This is a genomic window from Paracidobacterium acidisoli (genome assembly GCF_003428625.2).
GTDB classification, from domain to species: Bacteria; Acidobacteriota; Terriglobia; order Terriglobales; family Acidobacteriaceae; genus Paracidobacterium; species Paracidobacterium acidisoli.
This window is the reverse complement of sequence record NZ_QVQT02000002.1, coordinates 135,121-156,739: the sequence shown is the minus strand read 5'-3', so window position 1 is coordinate 156,739 and position 21,619 is coordinate 135,121. Positions and strand designations below refer to the sequence as shown.

Here is a 21,619-nt window from a genome sequence, read left to right as displayed (position 1 = left end):
GGAAATGAGCACTATGATTTCGATGACTTTGACGGCGATGGGAGCCCTCCTGGCGGTTGCCACGCTGCCGCTCGTGCTCGAGCTGCTCACGCTGACCGCGGCCTTCCTGCTGTTGCGCCGCCGCCGGCAGCTTTACCCCGGCAGCGCTCCGGCGCCACGTCTGACCGTCGTGGTCCCCGCTCACAACGAGCAGGGGCTGGTCGGCGGCTGTGTTGCCAGCCTGCTCGCCTCCGCCGCCGGATGGGCAAAGGTGATGGTGATCGCGCACAACTGCAGCGACGCGACGGCGAAAAATGCCGCCCTCGCCGGAGCCGATGTCCGTGTTTATGATGACCCGGCCATGCGCGGAAAAGGGCACGCTCTGCGTTACGGATTCGCGAAGGCCATCGAGGAGGGCGCGGAAGCCGTTCTGGTCGTCGATGCCGACTCCACTGTTTCGGCCGGCCTGATCTCCGCGGTGCTTCGTCATCTTCAGGATGGCGAGGCCGCAGTACAGTGCCGCTATGAGATGCTGAGCGCGACCACAAAGACGAAGAGCCGGCTCACCTCACTGGCCTTTCGCGCTTTTACATACATTCGGCCCATGGGCCGCGAGCGGCTGGGCTTCTCCGCCGGCATCCTCGGCAACGGATTCGCGCTGACCGCCGATCTGCTGCAGCGCGTGCCCTACGAGGCCTTCTCCGTGGTGGAGGACCTTGAGTATCACATCCACCTGCTGCTGGCCGGTGAGCGTGTCCGCTTCATCGGCGAGGCCATCGTCTCGTCCGACGGACCTTCTTCGGCAGCGGGAGAATCGGTGCAGCAGTCGCGCTGGCAGGGAGGCCGTCTTCGCGTGGCCCGCGTATGGCTGCCCAGGCTGTTCAGACAGCTCCTGCGCGGCCGTCTCCGGCTGCTGGAGCCCATGCTCGATCTGGCCGGTCTGCCGATGGCCTTCGGCGTGGCGGCACTGGTGGCGGCCTGTTTTGTGCCGATTCTCTGGGTAAGGATCTACGCTCTGACTTCGCTCGCTGTGGCCGTCATCCACGTGCTCACCGCGGCCTTCGCCGGACCGGATGTGGCCGGCACGCTGCGGGCGCTGGCGATGGCGCCTTTTTATATTCTCTGGAAATTCCGGCTGGTGCCGGGTCTCCTGCGGGCCTCCGGCGCGCAGGCTACATGGGTAAGAACGGAACGCAGGACATCACTTTAAAGGAACGGTAAGGGACGCGGATCGCAGATACAGAAAACTTTGTCAGTGACGATTTTCTGACGTAACCGCTGAAAGGTTGTCTTCACATGAAACACGCATACTCCTCCATTCCGGTTTGCATGGCGCTGCTGCTGGGGCTTTCCCCGGCCGGCATGCGCGCGCAGCAGACGCCCGCACAGGCCGTGCCGGTCAGCACCACCGGCGCGAAGCCCGCCGCGGACCCGCAGCTGAAGATCAGCCCCCTGCGCCAGCTGCAGGAGTTCGAGCCGGCCGCCGACGCTCAGTACCAGATCGGCGCGGGAGACACCATTGATCTGTACGTCGCCGGCCATCCTGAGCTGAGCCACCCATACACCGTCGGACCCGACGGACGCATTACGCTGCAGATCGCCGGATCGGTCACCGTCGTGAACATGACGCGCGACATCGCCGCGAAGGCCGTCGCGGATGCGCTCTCCGCTTACTACACCAGCCCGGCTGTGACCATCGGCGTCGAGAAGTACGGCTCCAACACCATTATGGTCTTCGGCGCTGTGCAGCATCCCGGCGTGCTCGACTATGAAGGCACACCGCCCACGCTGCTCGATGCCATCGCGCGCGCCGGCATGACCACCGTTCCGGGCTCGAAGGACGGACTGCCCGAGCGCTGCATGATCTACCGCGGCAACGACCAGGCCGTCACCGTCGAGCTGAAGCAGCTTCTGACCAGCGGCAATCCGCTCTCCGATATCCGTCTGCGGCGCGGCGATATGGTCTTCATCCCCATTCAGCAGCAGCAGTTCATCTCTGTGCTCGGCGAGGTGCTGCGGCCCGGACCGGTGCCCCTTACGGGCGACCTTGATCTCAAGATGGCCATCACCGATGCCGGCGGCCTCGGCGAAGGGGCCGGCTCGAACCCCACCATTCACATTGCGCAGACCGCCACCAACAAAGAAATCACCATCTCCTTCCATCAGCTGATGAAGCCCGGCGGCGGCAATGAAATCAAGCTTCAGCCCGGCGACATGGTCTTTATTCCCAAGAGCGGCTTCTATAAGCTGACGTATCTGGTTTCGAAGATCAGTCCGGTTGCCACCATGGTTTCGCTCGGAGCGCTGGCAGCTCCTTAAAAAGAGCGCGGCTGTCTGCCCTTTCGATTCTTGTTGTTTTTTATCTGATTCAGGTATCTGCTTTATGGCCCAGGGAAACGATCGTATGTATATTACCCAGTTCAATCCGAACGATGCGCGCAGCACGCAGTCTCCGACTACGCCGCACCAGCCTCTGCGTCCGCCTTCCAAAGGCTCTGCACTGAAGATCAATATCCTCCGCAGTCTTCGCCTCCACGCGGTCACGGCGATCCTCGTCACCGTGGTGGTGCTTGGTCTCGGACTTGCCGTTCTGCTGCGGCACGGGCTCATGTACTCGTCGACGAGCACCATTTACGTCTCTCCGACCTTCCCCAAAACCCTCACCGAAGATCACGAGACGGAATATCCCTACGACTCCTACGTCGCGCAGCAGGTGCACTCTATTACCCGCTATGACGTCATCGCCGACGCGCTCCACCATCTGCCTCCGGGCGTATGGCAGAAGCCCGGCGAAGTGGAGCAGTCCGCCGTGCAGCGTCTGCAGGAGACGCTGGAGATCAAGCGCATCGGTATCACCTATCAGGTTGGTATCGAGCTGACCGCCATGCGGCCCGACCATCTGGCCGATATCGTCAATGCGGTCACCCAGTCTTATCTCACCAAGGCCAAGGAAGAGGAGTTTTACGGACGCGACGAGCGCCTCGCCACTCTGCGTGACACCCGCGACGAGCTGCAGAAGGAGCTCGACGCCAAGCTGCAGGAGCAGGCCGCCATCACCCGCCAGCTCGGCGTCGCCGTCATCGGAGCCAGCACGCCGGCCAACCCCTTCGATGAGCAGCTCAACAAGCTCCGCACCGACCTGGAAACGGCGCACGAGCAGCGGATCGATGCCGAAGCTCAGCTCACGACGCTGCAGGCGGGAGATCCCTCCTCGCCCAACTCCGCGCTCAGTGCGGAAGCCGATTCGATCATCGCCAGCGATCCGCAGCTCACCGCCCTCAAATCGGCGCTCGGACAGAAGCGCAGCTCTCTGATGGAGCAGCTCGCCGGCCTCACCCCGAACAACCCGCTCCGTCTCCAGACCGAAGCCGATCTCGCTCAGATCGACAAGGGCCTGAAAGACATGCAGACCGATCTGCGCCGCAAGGCTGCCATACAGCTACAGGAAAAGCTGCATACTAACGTCAACCGCGCCGCCACCATCGAGTCGCAGCTGCAGAACCAGCTGGGGAAGTACACCTCCGCAGCCAATACCGCCGCTCCCCGCTTCCAGCGCGCCGATGAGCTCAAGGCCGACATCGACCGCCTCCAGGCTCGCTACGCGCAGGTCGACAACCGTATCGACGATCTCGAGATCGAAAGCACCTCGCCCGGCTCCGTGCATCTTTTCTCGCCCGCGCTGCCGCCGCTCGGGCCGGAGCCCAGCAAGTCGAAGAAGCTGATTCCGCTGCTGATTCCGATCGCTCTGGTGATGGGCGTCCTTTCCGCCATCGCCTTCGACTTCTTCGATCCTCATGTCTACACCGCTGCCGACGTCGAAGCGGTTCTTGGCTTCGCTCCCATCGGCTCGCTGCTCGACGATCGCGATGTGACTCAGCTCGTCTTCGATGAGTGCATTCTCCGGCTCGCCGCCGGTGTCGATCACGCCACGCGTGTCGCCGGAGTGCGCACCTTCGTCATCACCGGCACCGGCTCCCGCGCCGGCACAACCCTGATCGTCGAGAACCTGGGCAGCACCCTTGCCCGGCTCGGCCGCAAGACCATCACCATTGACGCCTCCGGAAACAGCAATCCGGTTGCGTACGTCACCGTTGGGATGAACGACAACAACGCTGCTTCGGGAACCGGCGACGGCATCCCGTCCACCTCCACTGCGCTCAATCTGCAGCCGGAGACGGTCTTCTCGCAGTCGCTGCCCGCCCGTCTCACGCCCCTGTCCAGCTTTGTGGCCCGGGCCTTCCAGGATCTGACCAATGAGTACGACATCGTGCTCATCGATACGCCCCCGCTGCTCAGCTCGGCGGAGACCGAATATCTCTCGCGCTGCGCCGACGTCACGATTCTGGTGGCCGAGGCCGGCAAAACCACCAAGAGCAAGCTGACCCGCGCCGCGCGTCTGCTCGAGCGCCTCGATGTCTCCGGCGCCGCCGCGGTCATCAACAAGGTTCGCCTCGTGCGCGCCGAAGACACGCTGAAGCACGATCTGCAGGAGTTCGAAAAGCGGACCAACGAAACCAATCTTCGCTGGAAGCCGGGCAGCCGTCAGGCAGCGGCCGCGGCAGCCGCAGGAGGCTTCCCCTTCGCGCGCACTTCAGAGAAGCAGGCAGCGGAAGAGCCGATCAGTTTTGCGGGAAAGGGATAGGAGCAGATTTACAGAGACCGATACCACAAATGGTGTACTCTGAATAACCCCTCACTACGCCGAAAATATAGTTCACTACAAATAACGGCAATCTGACTCCCCCGATGATGATTGGTCGCCCCTTCTGCGGTTCGAGCGTGTGCAAATGATAAACAGACACAATTCGCAGAATCCGGTTCCGGACCTTCCCTCACCCGTCGAGTCGAAGACGTCGCGGACTTCATTCGAGATCGAAGTGGCGCGTCTCTGGCAGGAGGTTCTCGGCTTCCACGTCACCGGACACGACGAAAATTTCTTCGAGATGGGCGGCACCTCTCTGCTGGCCACAAAACTTCTCACCCGCCTGAATCAGGCCTTCGAGCGCAATCTTCAGGTCGCCTCCGTCTTCGAATATCCCACCGTCCGCTCCATGGCCGGGCTGCTTGCCGGAAATGCGGTGGAGGAGCCGGTCACGGCTCCGGCGGCTGCTGCGCCTGCCCGTGAGCCGCGCCGCTCCACATCGGCCGATATCGCCATCATCGGCATGACCGGCCGCTTCCCCGGAGCCGATACCGTCGAGCAGTTCTGGAATAACCTCTGCTCCGGCGTGGAATCAGTCACCTTCTTCGATCAGAAGGATCTCGAAGGCCGCGACCGGTCGGCACAGCTTCCCGATAACTATGTCGCCGCGCGTCCTATTCTTGAAAATCCCGACCTGTTCGATGCGGAGTTCTTCGGAATCTATCCGAAGGAAGCCGAGCAGATGGACCCGCAGCACCGCGTCTTCCTTGAATGCGCCTGGGAGTTACTCGAGCGCGCCGGATACGATCCCACGCACACCAAAGGTATGACGGGCGTCTTCGCCGGCTGCAGCATGAACACTTACTTCATGCACAACCTCGCGAACGGCCGCCGCTTCCTCGAAGACTTCACCGGTTCCTACCAGGTCGGTTCCTATGTCACGATGCTGGGCAATGACAAGGATTTCCTGCCCACCCGCATCTCCTACAAGCTCAACCTGAACGGACCCAGCGTCGCCGTGCAGACTGCCTGCTCCACCTCGCTGGTCGCCGTCTCCCAGGCCTGCCAGAGCCTGATGACCGGCGGCTGCGATATGGCGCTTGCCGGGGCTGTTTCGATCACCTTCCCGCAGCGCCGCGGTTATGTTCCGCAGGAAGGCGGCATCGTCTCGGAAGACGGTCACTGCCGCCCCTTCGATCACCGCGCCACCGGAACCGTCTTCGGCTCCGGCGCTGCCGTTCTTTTGCTCAAACGCCTCGACGACGCCATCGCCGATGGCGATCAGCTTCTCGGCGTCATTCGCGGATTCGCCGTCAATAACGATGGCGCCAACAAAGTCGGCTACACGGCTCCCGGCGTCGAAGGCCAGTCCCAGGTCATCGCGCGCGCGCAAAAGATGGCCGGCATCTCTGCGGACTCCATCAGCTACATCGAGGCACACGGCACCGCGACGCCGCTCGGCGACCCGATCGAGATTGCCGCACTCAGCAAGGCCTTCAGCCAGACCACCGGCGAAAAACAGTTCTGCGCCATCGGCACGGCCAAGGCCGGTATCGGCCACCTCGACGTCGCCTCCGGCGCTGCCGGACTCATCAAAACCGTTCTTCAGCTCGAGCATCAGAGCATCCCGAAGCTGCTGCACTTTGAAAAGCCGAATCCGCACCTCGGTCTCTCTGATACGCCTTTCTTCGTTCCCACGGAGACCCTTCCCTGGCCGCGCCATGGCCGGACCAGCGAAAAAGGTCCGCGCCGCGCAGGGGTGAGTGCCTTCGGCATCGGCGGCACGAATGCGCACGTCATCGTCGAGGAAGCGCCCGAGACTGCCCCCTCCGACGAAGGCCGTCAGCATCAGCTGCTGGTCTGGTCGGCAAAAAACTCCGCCGCTCTTACCGAGCTCACCTCCAGCCTCGCCCGGCATCTTGCCTCCGGCCCCCGGCAAAGCCTCGCCGACATTGCCTTTACGCTTCAGGCCGGCCGCAGTGCGCATCAGCATCGCCGCGCGCTGGTTGCGTCCTCCGTCGAGGAGGCCGCTTCTCTGCTCGGCCGTCCCGACGGCGTGCTCAGTGAAGATCGCCCGCTCGCCCATCCCGGCGTCGTCTTCTGCTTCCCCGGCCAGGGGATACAGACGCCGCAGATGGCCCGCGAGCTCTATGAGACGGAGCCCGTCTTCCGCGCAGCCCTCGATGCCTGCAGCGAAAAGCTCCGCCCCTTCCTCGGCGAGAGCCTCATCGATCTGATCTATCCCGCTGTGACCTCGCCTGAAGCCGCGGCCCGCCTCAGCGAGACACAGTATGCGCAGCCGGCCATCTTCGCCGTCGAATACGCGCTCGCGCAGCTCTGGATCTCCTGGGGTATTCGTCCCGATGCGATGGTCGGTCACAGCATCGGCGAATATGTTGCCGTCTGCCTCGCCGGTGCGCTCTCGCTCGACGACGCGCTGCGCCTCGTCGCAGAGCGTGGACGCCTCATGCAGCAGATGCCGCGCGGCTCCATGCTGGCCGTACGCACCGGTGAAGAGCGTCTTCTCGACCTTCTCAGCGCCTCGCCCGATCTGCAGCTCGATCTCGCTGCCGTCAACGGCCCGCAGCTCTGTGTCGTCTCCGGCCCTGATGCCGCCATCGATGCCTTCGTGGAAACGCTCGACAACGAGCGCATCGCGCACCGCCGCCTCATTACCTCGCACGCCTTTCACAGCCGCCTCGTCGAGGACGCGCTGCCGCCCTTTGCCGAAGCCGTACGCACTGTCTCCTTCGGCAGGCTCGGCATTCCCTGTGCCTCCACCCTCACCGGCAGCTGGCTCACCGATCACGAGATCGCCGATCCCGGCTACTGGACCCGTCAGCTCCGTCACACCGTCCGCTTCGCCGACGCCATCCACACCCTGGCAAAGACGCCCGACCGGGTCTTCCTCGAGGTGGGTCCGTCCGAGACGCTGACCCAGCTCATGCGGCAGACACTCGGAGCCACTGCGAGTGATCCGGCCGCACACCGCTATATAGTGATGGCTTCTCTGGCAGGCACGCGCGACGGCGCACCGGCCAACAAAGCGATTCTGACGGCCCTTGGCCGTCTCTGGAACGCCGGCATTTTCCCCGACTGGACCAGCTTTCATGCAGGTTTTGAACGGAAGCGTGTTTTGCTTCCTACGTATCCATTTCAACGCAGGAGCTACTGGATAGCTCCGCCGCAAGAGGGCCCGCTCGCCGCCGATGCAACATTTGTACGCACGGCTTCACTACCTGTCGAACATACTTTTGCTGAGGATTCGATCATGGCTTCACCGGTTGCAGGCCCCGCCCCTGCAGACAAGATAGCGACGCTGAACGAAATCAGATCGCTGATTACCGACCTCTCCGGCATGGAACTGGGCGATGCTGATCCGGACTCGTCATTTCTTGAGCTCGGCTTCGACTCGCTCTTTCTGACGCAGCTCACTCAGGCTATTCAGAGCCGTTACCGCGTCAAGCTGACCTTCCGTCAGATCATGGAAAGCTATCCGACCATCGCGTCGCTTGCCGCGCACATGGAAGAGACGGCAGCGCCTGAGCTGCTCTCTGCCTCCGTGGCCGCCGCTCCGGCGCCTCAGAGTTCCACGGCCTCTTCTGCCGCGGCTGCAGTCGTTCCGGCATCAGTGGCAGTGCCGGCGACCGTTCCGGTCATCGCTCCAGGTTCTTCTGCTGCCTCGCTTCCCGCCGGCAGCTTTGAAGCGCTCTTTGCCGCGCAGACGCAGGCGCTCGCCAGCCTCTTTCAGCAGCAGCTCGCCATTCTGGGAGCCGGTGCGCCCGCACTTCCGGCACCTGTACAGCCCGTCGCGGCCCAGCCTGTCGCCGCACCCGTTGCCCAGCCGCAAACGATCGCGGAGTCGGCCGCTGCGGCTCCGTCCAAACCCGTCTTCACCCCCTTTAAGCCGCTGCAGCGCGGCGAAGATAACCGGCTGAATGAGACGCAGCAGCAGTACCTCAACACCTTCATTGCCGATTACAACCGCCGCACCCTGACCTCGAAGCAGTTCACGCAGCAGCACCGCTCGGTCTTTGCCGACGGCCGCGTCGTCTCCGGCTTCCACGCCCAGATCAAGGAGCTCATCTACCCGCTCGTCGTCGATCGCGCCAAAGGCGCTTACCTCTGGGACAAGGACGGCAACCGCTACATCGACATCCTCAACGGCTACGGCGCCATCCTGTACGGCCATTCGCCCGACTTCATCGTCGACGCCGTTCACCGGCAGCTCGAGCTTGGCTTCGCCATCGGTCCGCAGACCGAGCTCGTCGGCGAATGCTCCGAGCTGATTCGCGAGCTCACCGGCATGGAGCGTGTCACCTTCTGCAACACCGGCTCAGAAGCCGTCATGGGCGCCATGCGCCTGGCCCGCACCGTCACCGGCCGCAATCTTATCGTGATGTTCTCCGGCGACTACCACGGCAGCTTCGATGAAGTTCTGGTCAAGGCCGTCGGCGGTCACCGCACCATGCCCGCCGCTCCCGGCATTCCCCGCGAAAGCGTCGCCAATGTGCTCGTCCTTGACTACGGCACGCCCGAGAGCCTGGAGATTATCCGCCAGCGCGCCGGAGACATCGCCGCCGTGCTCGTCGAGCCCGTACAGAGCCGTCATCCCGAGCTTCGCCCCGCGGAGTTCCTCCATGAAGTCCGCCGCATCACCGAGCAGAACGGCGCCGCGCTCATCTTTGACGAGGTCGTCACCGGTTTTCGCACCCATCCCGGCGGCATGCAGGCCGTTTACGGCATCCGCGCCGACCTCGCCACCTACGGCAAAGTCGTCGCCGGCGGATTGCCCGTCGGCATCCTCGCCGGTCGCCCCGCTTTCATGGACGCCCTCGACGGTGGCTCCTGGCAATACGGCGACGAGTCCTTTCCGGAGGCCGGCGTCACCTTCTACGCGGGCACCTTCATGCGCCACCCTCTGGCCATGGCCGCCGTCCGCGCCAGCCTGCGCCACATTAAAGAAGAAGGCCTCGCCCTTCAGAATGGTCTCTCTGCGCGCACCGCGGCCCTCGCCACGGATCTGCAGAAGATGTTCGCCGAGTTCTCGCACCCGTCTTCGCTTGAGACCTATGCCTCGTGGTTTTACTTCCCGGCGGCGCACGAGCCCTTCCTCTCGCGCCTGCTGCACTTCCACCTGCGCCATCGCGGCATTCACATTCAGGAAGGCTTTCCCTGCTTCCTTACCACGGCGCACACGCCGGCCGATCTCGACTTCGTCCGCGAGGCCTTCCGCGACAGCCTGTCTCAGATGCACGCCATGCAGGCGTCCGCACATGCAGAGCCGCCGACCATCGACGCGCCCGCTCCGGAATCCACCGCGCCTGTCGCCGAGTCCGTCCGCGAGTTCGCCATTACCGAGCCGCAGCGTGAGATTCTGCTGAGCGCCGAGATGGGTGAAGACGCCAACTGCGCCTTCAACGAATCGACCTCGCTCACGCTCAAAGGTGCGCTCAACGAGACCGCGCTGCTCGAAGCGCTGCAGCAGCTTGTCGACCGCCATCAGGCCCTGCGCCTCACCTTCAACCGGGTTACTGAAACAGCGATCATCGCACCGCCCTCCGAGCCCTCCCTGCAGCGCGAGGATCTCAGCGATCACTCCGAAGCGGCAAAGGCCGATCGTCTGAAGGCGCTGATCGAAGAAGAAGGCTCCACGCCGTTCGATCTTGCGCAGGGACCGCTTTTCCGCCTGCGCCTCGTCCGTCTTTCCTCCTCCGGGCACGTTCTTTTCTTCACCGCGCATCACATTATCTTTGACGGATGGTCGACGAACGTTTTCTTCAGTGAACTGAGCGAACTTTATAACGCCGCGGACAGCGGCAGAAAGGCCTCCCTGGCCGCACCGCTTACCTTCAGTGCATATGCGGCGCGGCAGAGCGAACAGACCGGGACCATGGAGTACAAATCTGTAGAAGAGTACTGGATCGAGAAGTTCAGAACGCCGCCATCCCCCCTGCAGATCCCTACCGATCGCCCCAGGGCTGCCGTGCGTTCTCATGAAGGGGCCACCAAACGCTTCGTGTTCGATTCGGAGCTCTTCCGTGCCGTGCGAAAGACCGGCGCGCGCCAGGGCAGTACTCTGTTCGCCACGCTGCTCGGCGCCACGGCCTTTCTGCTGCACCGCCTCTGCGATCAGGATGACGTCGTTATCGGCATCCCTATGGCCGGACAGTCCAGAGTCGAGAACGGCTCCACGCTGGTCGGCCACTGCGTCAACTTCCTGCCCATTCGCAGCGGTCTCGAGAGCGAGCAGCAGTCGCTGGCCGAGTTCCTCAAGCAGACGCGCCGCACCCTGCTCGACGCCTACGATCATCAGGACTACACCTACGGCACGCTGCTGCATAAGCTGCGTCTGGCCCGCGACCCCTCACGCCTGCAGCTCATCGAGATCCAGGCCAATGTCGAACAGGTCGGTGCCGATCTGCAGTTCCGCAACCTCACCGCTGACCTGCGCGCCAACGGCAAGACGCACGTCAACATGGATCTGTTTTTCAACTTCGTCGATCGCGGCAGTGAGCTGTGGCTCGACTGCGACTACAACACCAACCTCTTCGACGCCACAACCATCGACCGCTGGTTCGGGCACATTGAGGCCATCCTCCGCGCCTTCGTGCAGAATGCCGACGAGCCCTGCTCGCAGGTCTCCCTGCTGACCGCCGCGCAGGAAAAGCAGCTGCTCACCGGCTGGAACCAGACCGCGGCCTCTTACCCCTCCGATTCCTCCATTCACCGCGTCTTCGAGGATCAGGTGCGCCGCACTCCGTCCTCCATCGCGCTGGTCGCGAAAGACCAGACCCTTACTTACGCTCAGCTGAACGAGAAGGCCAATCAGCTTGCCCGCTATCTCTTCCACTGCGGCGTCACTCCCGGCTCGCGTGTCGCGCTCTGCCTGCATCGCTCCCTGGAGTCCATCGCCAGCCTGCTGGCCATCCTGAAGGCCGGCGCCTCCTACGTCCCGGTCGATCCCGCATACCCGGCTCCCCGCCTGCAGTATCTGGTAAAGGATTCCGGCGCAAAGGTGCTGCTCACGCAGCAGTCCATCGTCGCCGGCCTGCCCGCGCTAGACGTCAACATCGTCTGCCTCGATCATGACTGGCCCGCCATCGCCGTCGGAGAGACCGGCAACCTTTCGCAGGATGTACGGACCGACGACCTCGCCTACGTCATGTACACCTCCGGCTCAACCGGAAACCCAAAGGGCGTGCTCGTCCCGCAGAAGGCCGTGCTGCGCCTGGTCAAAAACAATCCCTTTGCGTCCTTCTCTGCGGATGAAGTCTTCCTGCAGCTTGCTCCGATGTCCTTCGACGCCTCCACCTTCGAGGTCTGGGGCGCGCTGCTCAATGGCGGCCGCCTGGTCCTTGGACCGGCCGAGCGCGTCGCTCCCGAAGAGATCGGGCGTCTCATCGCCGATCACAATGTCACCACGCTCTGGCTCACCGCCGCGCTCTTTCACCTCATGGTCACCGAGCACCTTGAGGCTCTGCGCCCGCTCCGCCAGCTGCTGGCCGGCGGCGATATCCTCTCGCTGACTCACGTCCGCCGCGTCTGCGAAGAGCTGCCGCATCTGCGGCTCGTCAACGGCTACGGCCCCACTGAGAACACCACCTTCACCTGCTGCCATCCCATCACCCTCGACAGCCTCGGCGCGGGAACCGTGCCCATCGGCCGCCCCATCGCCAACACCCGCATCTATATCCTGAACGCGCAGCGCAAACCCGTGCCCATCGGCGTCAGCGGAGAGCTTTACGCAGCAGGCGACGGACTGGCCCTCGGCTATCTCAACGCGCCCGAGCTGACTGAACAGAAATTCGTCGCGCATACCTTCGGGAACGGTGTCACCGAGCGCCTCTATCGCACCGGAGACCTCGCCCGTTACCGCGCCGACGGCATCGTCGAGTTCCTGGGCCGCATCGATACCCAGGTCAAGATCCGCGGCTACCGCATCGAGCTGGCCGAGATCGAGTACGCGCTCGAACAGTCGCCGAAGGTGAAATCCGCCGTCGTAGCCGTGCGCACCGACTGGGTCACACCCGGCGATACGCCTGGCGACAAGCGCCTCGTCGCCTACGTTGTTCCTGCTCAGCCCGGCGACTCCGCCGCTCTTGTCCAGGATCTGCGCCAGCTTCTGCAGGAGCAGCTCCCCGATTACATGCGTCCCGCGGCGATCATGGTGCTCGACAGTCTGCCGCATACCATCAACGGCAAAGTCGACCGCCGCGCTCTGCCCGCTCCGGTGCCGGAGCAGATGCTGCGCAAACGCAGCGTCGTCTATCCGCGGACTCCCAACGAAGAACTGCTGGCCGGCATCTGGTCGAAGGTTCTCGGCGTAAAAGACCTCGGCGTCGAAGACAGTATCTTCGAGCTTGGCGGAGACTCGCTTCTTATCTTCCGCATTACGACCCTCGCGCAGCAGGCCGGTCTCGGCATCAATGCGCGTCACATCTTCCGTCTGCGGACCATTGCAGCCATCTGCGCAGAGCTCGATCAGGCCGGCCAGGAAGCCGCCTCGCCGGTAAAAATCAACCCAATTCAGGCTATTCCCCGTTCGCAGTACCGTCAGAAGCTAAAAACTACGCAGGCCGGCAGCTGAACCATGACCTTTGCACCTAAAAATAACCTGATACAGGAGATCGAGCTCACAGATGCGACTGTGGACGGGCTCGATATACAGACGCCGTCTGAAGGCGCAGACGTCTATATTTTTCCCGCCAGCCTTGAGCAGCACCGGTACTGGATACTCGATCAGGTTGACAGGCATTCGACAGCCTCCAACATGGCCATCGCCTTCCACCTCGAAGGCGAAGTGGATGACCTGCTGGTCGAGCGCTGCATCCGCGATCTGACCCTGCGGCATGAGGCCCTGCGCACCACCTACCGCATGGTCGACGGTGAGCTCTCGCAGATCATCTGCGAAGAGCCGCTCTACGACTTCGCGGTAACCGACCTGCGCTCGCTTCCCGCCGGGCAGAGACCACAGCGCGCGGAAGAGGTCATCCGCGACCAGAGCCATGTCGCCATGGATCTCGCCGCCGGTCCCGTCTTCTACACGCGCCTCATCCATCTCAGTGACGAGGAACACTTCCTCGCCTGTACCGTGCATCACATTGCCTGCGATGGCTGGTCCAACGGTGTGCTCGTCCGCGACTTCGCCGAGATCTACACCGCGTATGCGCAGCAACGGGACCCAAAGCTCGCCGACCTTCCCTTCCAGTTCGCCGACTTCTCCATCTGGCAGAAGCAGTGGCTGGAAAGCGAGGAAGCTCAGGCTGCGCTCACCTTCTGGAAAGAGCAGATCCAGCGCGGCGCGGTCGCCGTCGATCTCCCCACCGACGAGCCGCGCAATGCCCGCAAGGATGGCCCCGGCGACATCGAGTGGGAGATGATTCCGCCCGAGCTGCACAATGCGCTCAAAGCATATTGCCGCCAGCGCGAAGCCACCATGCACCAGGTGCTGCTCACCGCCTTTGAGGCCCTCATCTCGCGCTACACCGGTCAGGACCACTTCCTGCTTGGGTCGAGCATCGCCAACCGCACGCAGCTCGGCATGGACGATGTCGTCGGCCGGTTTGCCAATCCCCAGGTCATCGTCGCCGAAGTCGAGAAGAACCCCTCATTCCACGAGCTGCTGCAGCGTGTGATCGAATGGAGCGGAAAGGCCTATGCGCATCAGGACCTTCCCTTTTCGCGCCTCATGGAAGAGTTCCAGCTCGATCAGAGCGGTGCCGCCTCGCAGTTTCTTCAGGTCTACTTCGTCTACCAGAAGGCCTTCATGCAGCCGCAGCAGGCCGGAGAGCTGAAGATCGTTCCCCGCCCCTCGGTCAGCGGCGGCGTCAACTTCGACATGCTGGTCAGCATCGTCGAGCGCGCCTCGGGCCCGCGTCTGCAGATTGAATACAACACCGATCTCTTCCGCCAGGATCGTATCCGCCATTTCATTCTTCGCTACCTTCGGCTGCTCGAAGCCGTGATGGAAAACGACCGGCTGCGTGTCTCCGATATCCCGGTCCTCTCCGCCGAAGAAGAGCTTGCTCTCGACCGGGCAGGCCGTGGTCCCGTCCGTCTCGGCGAGCTTCCCGCTTCGCTGATCGAAGCCTTCGACCGCCATGCTGAGCATCGCGGAGAGGCCGCCGCCATCATCGCCGGCAGGCATCGCACCTCCTGGATGGAGCTGGCGGAAAAGAGCCTCGTCTTTGCCGCCGCTCTGCAGGAGCGTGGTGTTCGTCCCGGCCAGCATGTCGCACTGCGCATGGAGCCGAATGCCGATGCCGCCGCCGCCGCGCTCGCCATCCTGCGCCTGCGCGCTGTTGTGCTCGCCGTCCCCGGCGCCACCACTCCCGAAGAGTGGGACCGTATTCTGATGGCTCTGCAGCCGCCCATCGCGCTGGCCTCCGCCGGTTTTACCGGCAGGACCTCGACCACCACCTGGTTCGATCAGCTCAAAAAAGCCGAAGCGAAGCTGCAGCCCCTCTTCGTCTCCAAAGACGATGATCCCGCCTGGGCTGGCATCGCAATCGACTCCGCCGAGCATTATCACAGCTACCTCGCCTCGCACCGCACCGCGCTCGAAAGTCTCACGGCAGCGGCTCAGACGCTGCGCATGCGCGCCGGTGATACGGCTCTGGTCGTTCCCGCTGAAACATCGGCCGACGCCTGGACCGATCTGATGCTGCCGCTGACAACCGGAGCCGGTATCGTGTGGCACACCGGCCATGCTGCGGATCACCTGCAGCAGATACTCGATCGCGAGCAGGTCAGCCTCGGCTTTGCCACACCCTCTGACTGGCTCACCCTCACTGCCGGCGGATGGTCCGGCGATCGCCGTCTCGAAATGGTTTGCCGCGGCAGCCGCCTTCCTTCAGGACTTGCGAAGCGTCTCCAGCCCATCGGCCGCATCTGGTCCATGGCCTCTTCTGCGCAGACCGGGGGCATCATCGGACTTACGGCTCTTGCTCCCGGAAAAACCGGCATACACTGGCCCATCGCTCCTCTGCCCGGACAGCAGCTCACCATTCTCGATCACCGCGGCAACACCGTTCCCGGTGAGGTTCCCGGCGAGCTGGCGCTTGCAAACGACGGCGACGCCGTTCGCACCGGCTGGCTCGCCCGCCGCTCTCCGCAGGGAGAGGTCGAGCTCATCGATGCCGTGCAGCGCCAGATTCGTCTGCACAACTACCGTCTGCGCCTCGGTGAGCTCGAAGATCACCTTCTGAATCATCCGTCCGTCACAGCGGCCAAAGCCTCGGTGCAGAACAGCCCGAACGGCACGCCCGAGCTCGTCGCTTATGTTGCCGGCGGTCCGGGATCGCAGCCTTCCGCACAGGTTCTCAGTGAGTTCCTGCGCTCCACCGCGCCTGCACACCTTGCTTCGGCCGAGATTCTTCCCGTGCCGTCCATTCCCCTGCGTCTCAATGGCACACCGGATCTGGCTCTGCTGCCGCGCCCTGACAAAAAGCATTCGGCGCGTGTCAAAACCGGCGATTACGTTCCACCGCGCGATGAGCTGGAAAGCAGACTCGTTCGCATCTGGGAGGAAGTGCTCGGCATCGAAGGCATCGGTGTGCGCACCAGCTTCTTCGATCTCGGCGGCTATTCGCTGATGATCGTGCGCCTCTTCGCCCGCATCAACAAGACGCTGAGCACCTCGCTGCCCATCACCACCATCTTCAACGCGCCCACCGTCGAGCAGCTGGCCGACATTCTTCGCGGACGCAGCGCCTACTCTTCGCTCGTCCCGGTACAGAAAGGGACGAACAAGCCGCCGTTCTTCCTGATTCACTCTTACCTTCTCTATGGCGGTCTGCCGTCGGTCATCGGAAAGGACTATCCCTTCTACGGACTCCGCGAGCTCGACCGGGATGGCGATATGACCATCGAGCAGCGCATCGCCACCTACATCCGCGAGATTCGTACTGCGCAGCCGCACGGGCCGTACTACATCGGCGGATGGTGCGCAGCCGGCCCGCTCGCCGTCGAAACCGCCCGCCAGCTCGTCTCCGAAGGCGAACAGGTTGGCCTCGTGGTGCTCTTCGATTCATGGCGCCCTGGTTATCCCGAAGACCTGGCGCGGGACCAGGACACGAAGGCGCACATGACCCTCGGCGGAAAACTCTCCCGAAAATACACCTATCACCAGCGGAAGATGCAGTCCATGACCTCCGCTCAGAAAGCGAAATACTTCTGGACATCAGCCATTCATAAGGTAAAGACCGTCCGGGATCAGCTCTACCTGCGTAACTGGGCAGCCGTGCAGTGGCTTTTCAAACACTTCGGCCTCGAGCTGCCGCATTTTATGCACAACATCAGCCTGAACACCCTCAACGCTGTCCGGCTCTATAAAACCGAGCCCTTCGACTGCCGCATTACACTCTTCCGCGCAACGGAGACCCAGCATATTTCGGGAGCCAGTGCGGACTGCGGCTGGTCTGCCATCGCCAAAGATGGCGTCGAAGTCTTCTGGGCTCCGGGCAGCCACGAATCGATGTTCATTGAACCGAACCTGAGCATGGTCGGTAACATGCTGCGCGAGTGTCTGGAAAAGGCTTATCGGCAACCGGCCTGATTACTTCAGATATGGTGCCTTCCCCGGGCATCCGGCATAAAAATAAAGGGAACAGATGTCATCCATCCGCGGCGCAGGCCGCCTGAACAATTTCGATACGCTTCGGCTTATCTTTGCGGTGCTGGTGATCTTTTCACACAGCTATCCGCTGGGTCGCGGCTCCAATCAGACCGAGCCGCTCTCGGTGCTCACCCATGGGCTCATCACCCTCGGCAGCGTCAGCGTCTGGGCCTTCTTCGTCATCAGCGGCTTTCTTATCACGCAGAGCTGGATGCGCTCTCCTTCGCCTCTGAAGTTCCTGCGCCGCCGCGTGGGGCGTATTTATCCGGGCTTTATCGTTGCCGCTCTCTTCGGTGGCCTTGTCGTCGTTCCTCTCGCCGCCGATCCGCACACGTATACGCCGGTCTCTCTCCCCAGCTTCTTCTGGCAGACACTGCGGCTGCAGACATTCTCCTGCCCGCCCGTCTTCCTTCACAACGCCAATCCCAATGCTCTCAATGGCTCGCTCTGGTCGGTGGCCTTTGAGTTCTGGTGCTACATCGGGGTCCTCTTCCTGGGCATGACCGCCGTCTTTCGCCGCCGCTGGATGGTCCTTGCCATCTTTGCGGCTGTCATCGCCTTTCATCTCTGCCTGGATATCACCGGATGGATACCGGGGGGCGGCATTCTTGGGACCATCTTTGGCTTTCCGCTCTACTGGGCCGTCGTCCTGCCCTTCTTTCTTGCGGGATCTATCTTCCATCTTTACGGTGGCGCGACGCTCCTTCGCCGTTCCTGGCTCGTCGCTGCCGGCATACTGCTCATCGCCTCCAACTTCATTCCGCACGCGTATGTCATTACGCTTCCCACCTGCGGCGCGTATCTGCTCTTCGGCCTGGCCTATCTGCCTCTGCTGCACCCGCTGAACCTCGGCCGTTATGGTGATTTCTCCTACGGAACCTATCTGTACGCCTACCCGATCGAGCAGCTCATCGTGATGTACGGCGGCGGCAAAATGGCTCCCTTTAAGCTCTTCCTGATCGCCGCGCCCATCGCTCTGTGCGTCGGTGCGCTCTCGTGGTTCCTGGTCGAGCGGCATTTCCTCTCCCGCAATTCACAGCTCAAACACGAGGGCAAGGAGAATCCCCGCCCGGAAGATGTGCGCATCGCATCGTCTTCGCCACGCCCCGCGCCTGTCGAAACAGCCACACCCCTCCCCGCAGAGAGAGAGACGTATGTCGAAGCCAGACTCTAGCTTTCACGTTCTCTCCTGGCCCAAAACCTTAGCCGGAGAAGGCCACGAAGCCGCTTCGCGCCAGCATGCGGCCTCGTTTCGGCCTGCGCCTCACCTTGCCGCCGATCAGGTGCATGTGTGGACGCTGAAGGATTATCCGGCAGACATCGCCGCCTGTGCCTCTTTGCTCAGCCGCGAGGAGCTCGACCGCGCCTCCCGCTTCCGCTTTCCGCATCTCTTCGATCGTTTCGTCGCCGATCACGGACGTCTGCGTCTGCTGCTCGGCGCCTATCTTGAGACCGATCCCCGCAGCCTCGTCTTCGCCGTCAACGCCTTCGGCAAGCCTCGTCTCGAAAAGCCGCATTGTCATCTGCGCTTCAATATGTCGCACTCGCTGGCCGTAACCATGGTGGCCGTCTGCCTCGATGCCGAAATCGGTATCGATGTGGAAGCGGTTCGCCCTGTGACCGAGTGGGTCTCGATCGCATCCTCGCACTTCTCCGCGATCGAAAATGAAGCGCTTGCTGCCCTGCCTGAAGAAGAATCCATCCCCGCCTTCTTCCGCTGCTGGACACGGAAAGAGTCCTTCATCAAGGCGAAGGGGACCGGGCTTTCCCTTCCGCTGCACTCCTTCAGCGTCTCCACTGCTCCCGGAGCTCCTCCCGCGCTGCTTCACTGCGACTGGGACACGCACGAAGGCCCTCGCTGGTCTCTTAGCCATCTTGAACCGGAACCCGGCTACGTCGGTTCGCTGGCCCTCGAACGAAAAGGCTGGTCGACCCTGTATTTCGCATGGCCTGAAAGTGAAGTTACGCTATGACATCCAACTCCCCTCAAAGCAGTACGGCCCTCAGACGGCGAATCTTTATGGTGCTTTCGCCACGCTCGCTCAGCTATTCGCGGTACGCGCTCGAAAGCCTCTTCCGCAACTCGGCTGAGCCTCTTCATCTGCATCTTGTTACCGATTCGCCCAGCGACAAGGCTCTCCTCGAAGAAGAGCTCACCCTGCGGCAGCAGACCTGCGGCCATGCCTGGAGCATCTATGACGAAACAGAGCTGAAGGACGCCGAGGCGGCCATCTTCGGACGTTTTCCTCATCTCCGCCAGTTCCGGCGCGGCCATCCCTGCTGGCGCAAGATCACGGACCCTCTGCTGCTCAGCTCGCCTGGCGAAGAGATGGTGCTGCTCGATCCTGACCTTTACTTCCCCAACCACTTCCGTTTCGAGCCCACTCCGGAACACGGCCTTCTGCTCATGTGGCAGAAGCCGAACTGCCTCTTTCCGCCGGAGACCGTGCGCGCCGCCATGACCGCAGGTATCCCGCTCGCGCATCACGTCGATATCGGTGTCGCCCACTGGCGGGCCACCGCCGATCTCGAATGGCTCGACTGGCTGGTGGAAAAACTCAATTTTTCCCGCTTCCCGCAGATCATGCACATCGAAGCCATCGTCTGGTCAGCCCTCGCCATTCACATCGGCGGCGGATATCTCGATCCGCGGCGCTGGCACTGCTGGTATCGCAGCCAGTACTCCCGTTTGCTCAGCCGCTTCGGTGTGAACGGCGTCCGGTCTCTGCGCAATGAGCCCTTCACTTCGATCAAATGCTTCCATGCCGGAGGACGCGCCAAATCATGGCTCGCTGACGCCAAAGCCGCAGGCATTCTCGACGGCAACAGCTCTCTGACTGAGCCTGGGAGCATTCTTCCCTTCGTCGAGCTCACCCCGCGCGCTTACCGCCGTCAGCAGAACATCAAGCACCTGCTTGCCAGACTCGGCTATTACGCGGTATTCCAGTCGATATAGATATGCGCATCTGTATCGTTGCCGAACATGCCTCTTTCCGCTTCGGCGGAGAGGCATCGATTCCTCTGCACTACTTTCTCGGACTTCGTGCCGCCGGTCAGGAGGCCTGGCTCGTCATCCATTCGCGCACCCGCGATGAGATGGAAGCAGCCTTCCCCTCCGAGCTCAGCCACATGCGCTTCGTCTCCGATACCTGGCTGCACAAGGCGCTGCTGCAGATCAGCCGTCCGCTGCCGCGCCGTATCGCCGCAGCGAGCTTTGGGCTGCTCAGCCACATGCTCACGCAGTTTCTCGAGCGCCGCGTCGTGCGCCGTCTGATTGCCGAGATGTCGATCGATGTCGTCCACCAGCCCACGCCCGTCTCACCGCGCTTTCCATCGCTGATGACGGACCTCGGTGCCCCGGTCGTCATCGGCCCCATGAACGGCGGCATGGATTATCCCCGCGCTTTCCGCCACGCCGAATCGCGCCTCAGTCAGATCAGCGTCCGCTACGGCCGCCGCCTTACGAACCTGATCAACGCCTGCTTTCCCGGAAAGCGCCACGCCGCCGTTCTGCTCGTCGCGAATGAGCGCACACGCCTCTCGCTTCCCGCGCCCATCGACGGACGCGTCATCGAGCTGCCTGAAAATGGTGTGGACTTCGCCACCTGGTCGTCTCCTGCATCCGCCAGCGCATCGCCTCTTCCCGCCCGTTTCGTCTTCATCGGGCGCCTCGTGGACTGGAAGGGCGTCGATATGGCCATCGAAGCCCTCGCCAGGGTTCCCGGCGCCACGCTCGATATCATCGGCGACGGTCCTATGCGTCCCGCATGGCAGGCTCTCGCGGAAAAACTCGGCATCGCCGGCCGTGTCAGCTTTTGCGGCTGGCTCAGCCAGAAAGACTGCTCGGCGCATCTGCAGAGCGCCACGGCTCTTGTGCTGCCCAGCATCTACGAATGCGGCGGCGCGGTCGTGCTGGAAGCGATGGCCGTCGGCATTCCCGCCATTGCCACCCGCTGGGGCGGCCCTGCAGACTATCTGCGCGAAGACTGCGGCATTCTCGTTGAGCCCTCCAGCCGCGAAGCGCTCATCGATGGCTTTGCGGCAGGCATGCAGCGGCTCATCTCCACTCCCGACCTGCCGGCGCAGATGGGCGCAGCGGGACGCAGGCGCGTCGAAGAACACTTCAACTGGAAGAGAAAGATCGAGCAGATCCTCGAAATTTACAACGAAGCCCTGCCGGCCCATCACTCCGAGACGGGAGCCGTCTCTCTTTCCCGCTGATCTTTCACCGCATCGATATCGAGCGCTCCGGCCGTGGGCACATTGAATCGTTTTGTATCAGGGCACGGCTTCAGTCGTGCCGCAAAAGTTTCAAATGAGTGCGGCTTCAGCCGCTGAGGAATGGCTTGTTTTCTCTGTTGCTGTAAATGAACCCGCGA

The 21,619-nt window shown here is 62.7% G+C and carries 9 protein-coding genes; all 9 read left to right on the top strand.

The window, feature by feature from the left end:
• Positions 1–4 precede the first annotated feature (4 nt).
• The 9 genes from D0Y96_RS04310 (at position 5) to D0Y96_RS04270 (ending at position 21,461) form a co-directional block, all read left to right on the top strand.
• A complete protein-coding gene (locus tag D0Y96_RS04310; protein WP_117298141.1) occupies positions 5–1,189 on the top strand; it encodes a glycosyltransferase family 2 protein in 1,185 nt (394 codons plus the stop codon).
• A gap of 86 nt (positions 1,190–1,275) precedes the next feature.
• Complete coding sequence (locus tag D0Y96_RS04305) at positions 1,276–2,298, top strand: polysaccharide biosynthesis/export family protein (protein WP_117298140.1); 1,023 nt, start codon at positions 1,276–1,278, stop codon at positions 2,296–2,298.
• A gap of 85 nt (positions 2,299–2,383) precedes the next feature.
• Positions 2,384–4,621, top strand: coding sequence for a GumC family protein (locus D0Y96_RS04300; protein ID WP_158562195.1), 2,238 nt, complete (start codon positions 2,384–2,386; stop codon positions 4,619–4,621).
• Between the two features lie 145 nt (positions 4,622–4,766).
• Positions 4,767–13,211 (top strand): hybrid non-ribosomal peptide synthetase/type I polyketide synthase, encoded by an 8,445-nt coding sequence (locus D0Y96_RS04295; RefSeq protein ID WP_117298138.1) that lies wholly within the window; start codon positions 4,767–4,769, stop codon positions 13,209–13,211.
• A gap of 3 nt (positions 13,212–13,214) precedes the next feature.
• A complete protein-coding gene (locus D0Y96_RS04290; RefSeq protein ID WP_117298137.1) occupies positions 13,215–17,180 on the top strand; it encodes a condensation domain-containing protein in 3,966 nt (1,321 codons plus the stop codon).
• A gap of 55 nt (positions 17,181–17,235) precedes the next feature.
• Entirely contained in the window at positions 17,236–18,414 is a 1,179-nt protein-coding gene (locus D0Y96_RS04285) for an acyltransferase family protein (RefSeq protein ID WP_117298136.1), read from the top strand.
• On the top strand, positions 18,395–19,213 hold the full coding sequence (locus tag D0Y96_RS04280; RefSeq protein ID WP_158562193.1) for a 4'-phosphopantetheinyl transferase family protein: 819 nt from the start codon (positions 18,395–18,397) through the stop codon (positions 19,211–19,213). Before D0Y96_RS04285 ends, D0Y96_RS04280 begins: the two co-directional genes overlap by 20 nt.
• A gap of 47 nt (positions 19,214–19,260) precedes the next feature.
• The gene (locus tag D0Y96_RS04275; RefSeq protein WP_117298134.1) at positions 19,261–20,196 is read left to right on the top strand and encodes a hypothetical protein; all 936 of its coding nucleotides are present in this window, start codon (positions 19,261–19,263) and stop codon (positions 20,194–20,196) included.
• Between the two features lie 2 nt (positions 20,197–20,198).
• Positions 20,199–21,461: a glycosyltransferase family 4 protein gene (locus D0Y96_RS04270; RefSeq protein ID WP_117298133.1), complete on the top strand. Its 1,263-nt coding sequence runs from the start codon at positions 20,199–20,201 to the stop codon at positions 21,459–21,461.
• The last annotated feature ends 158 nt before the right edge of the window (positions 21,462–21,619 follow it).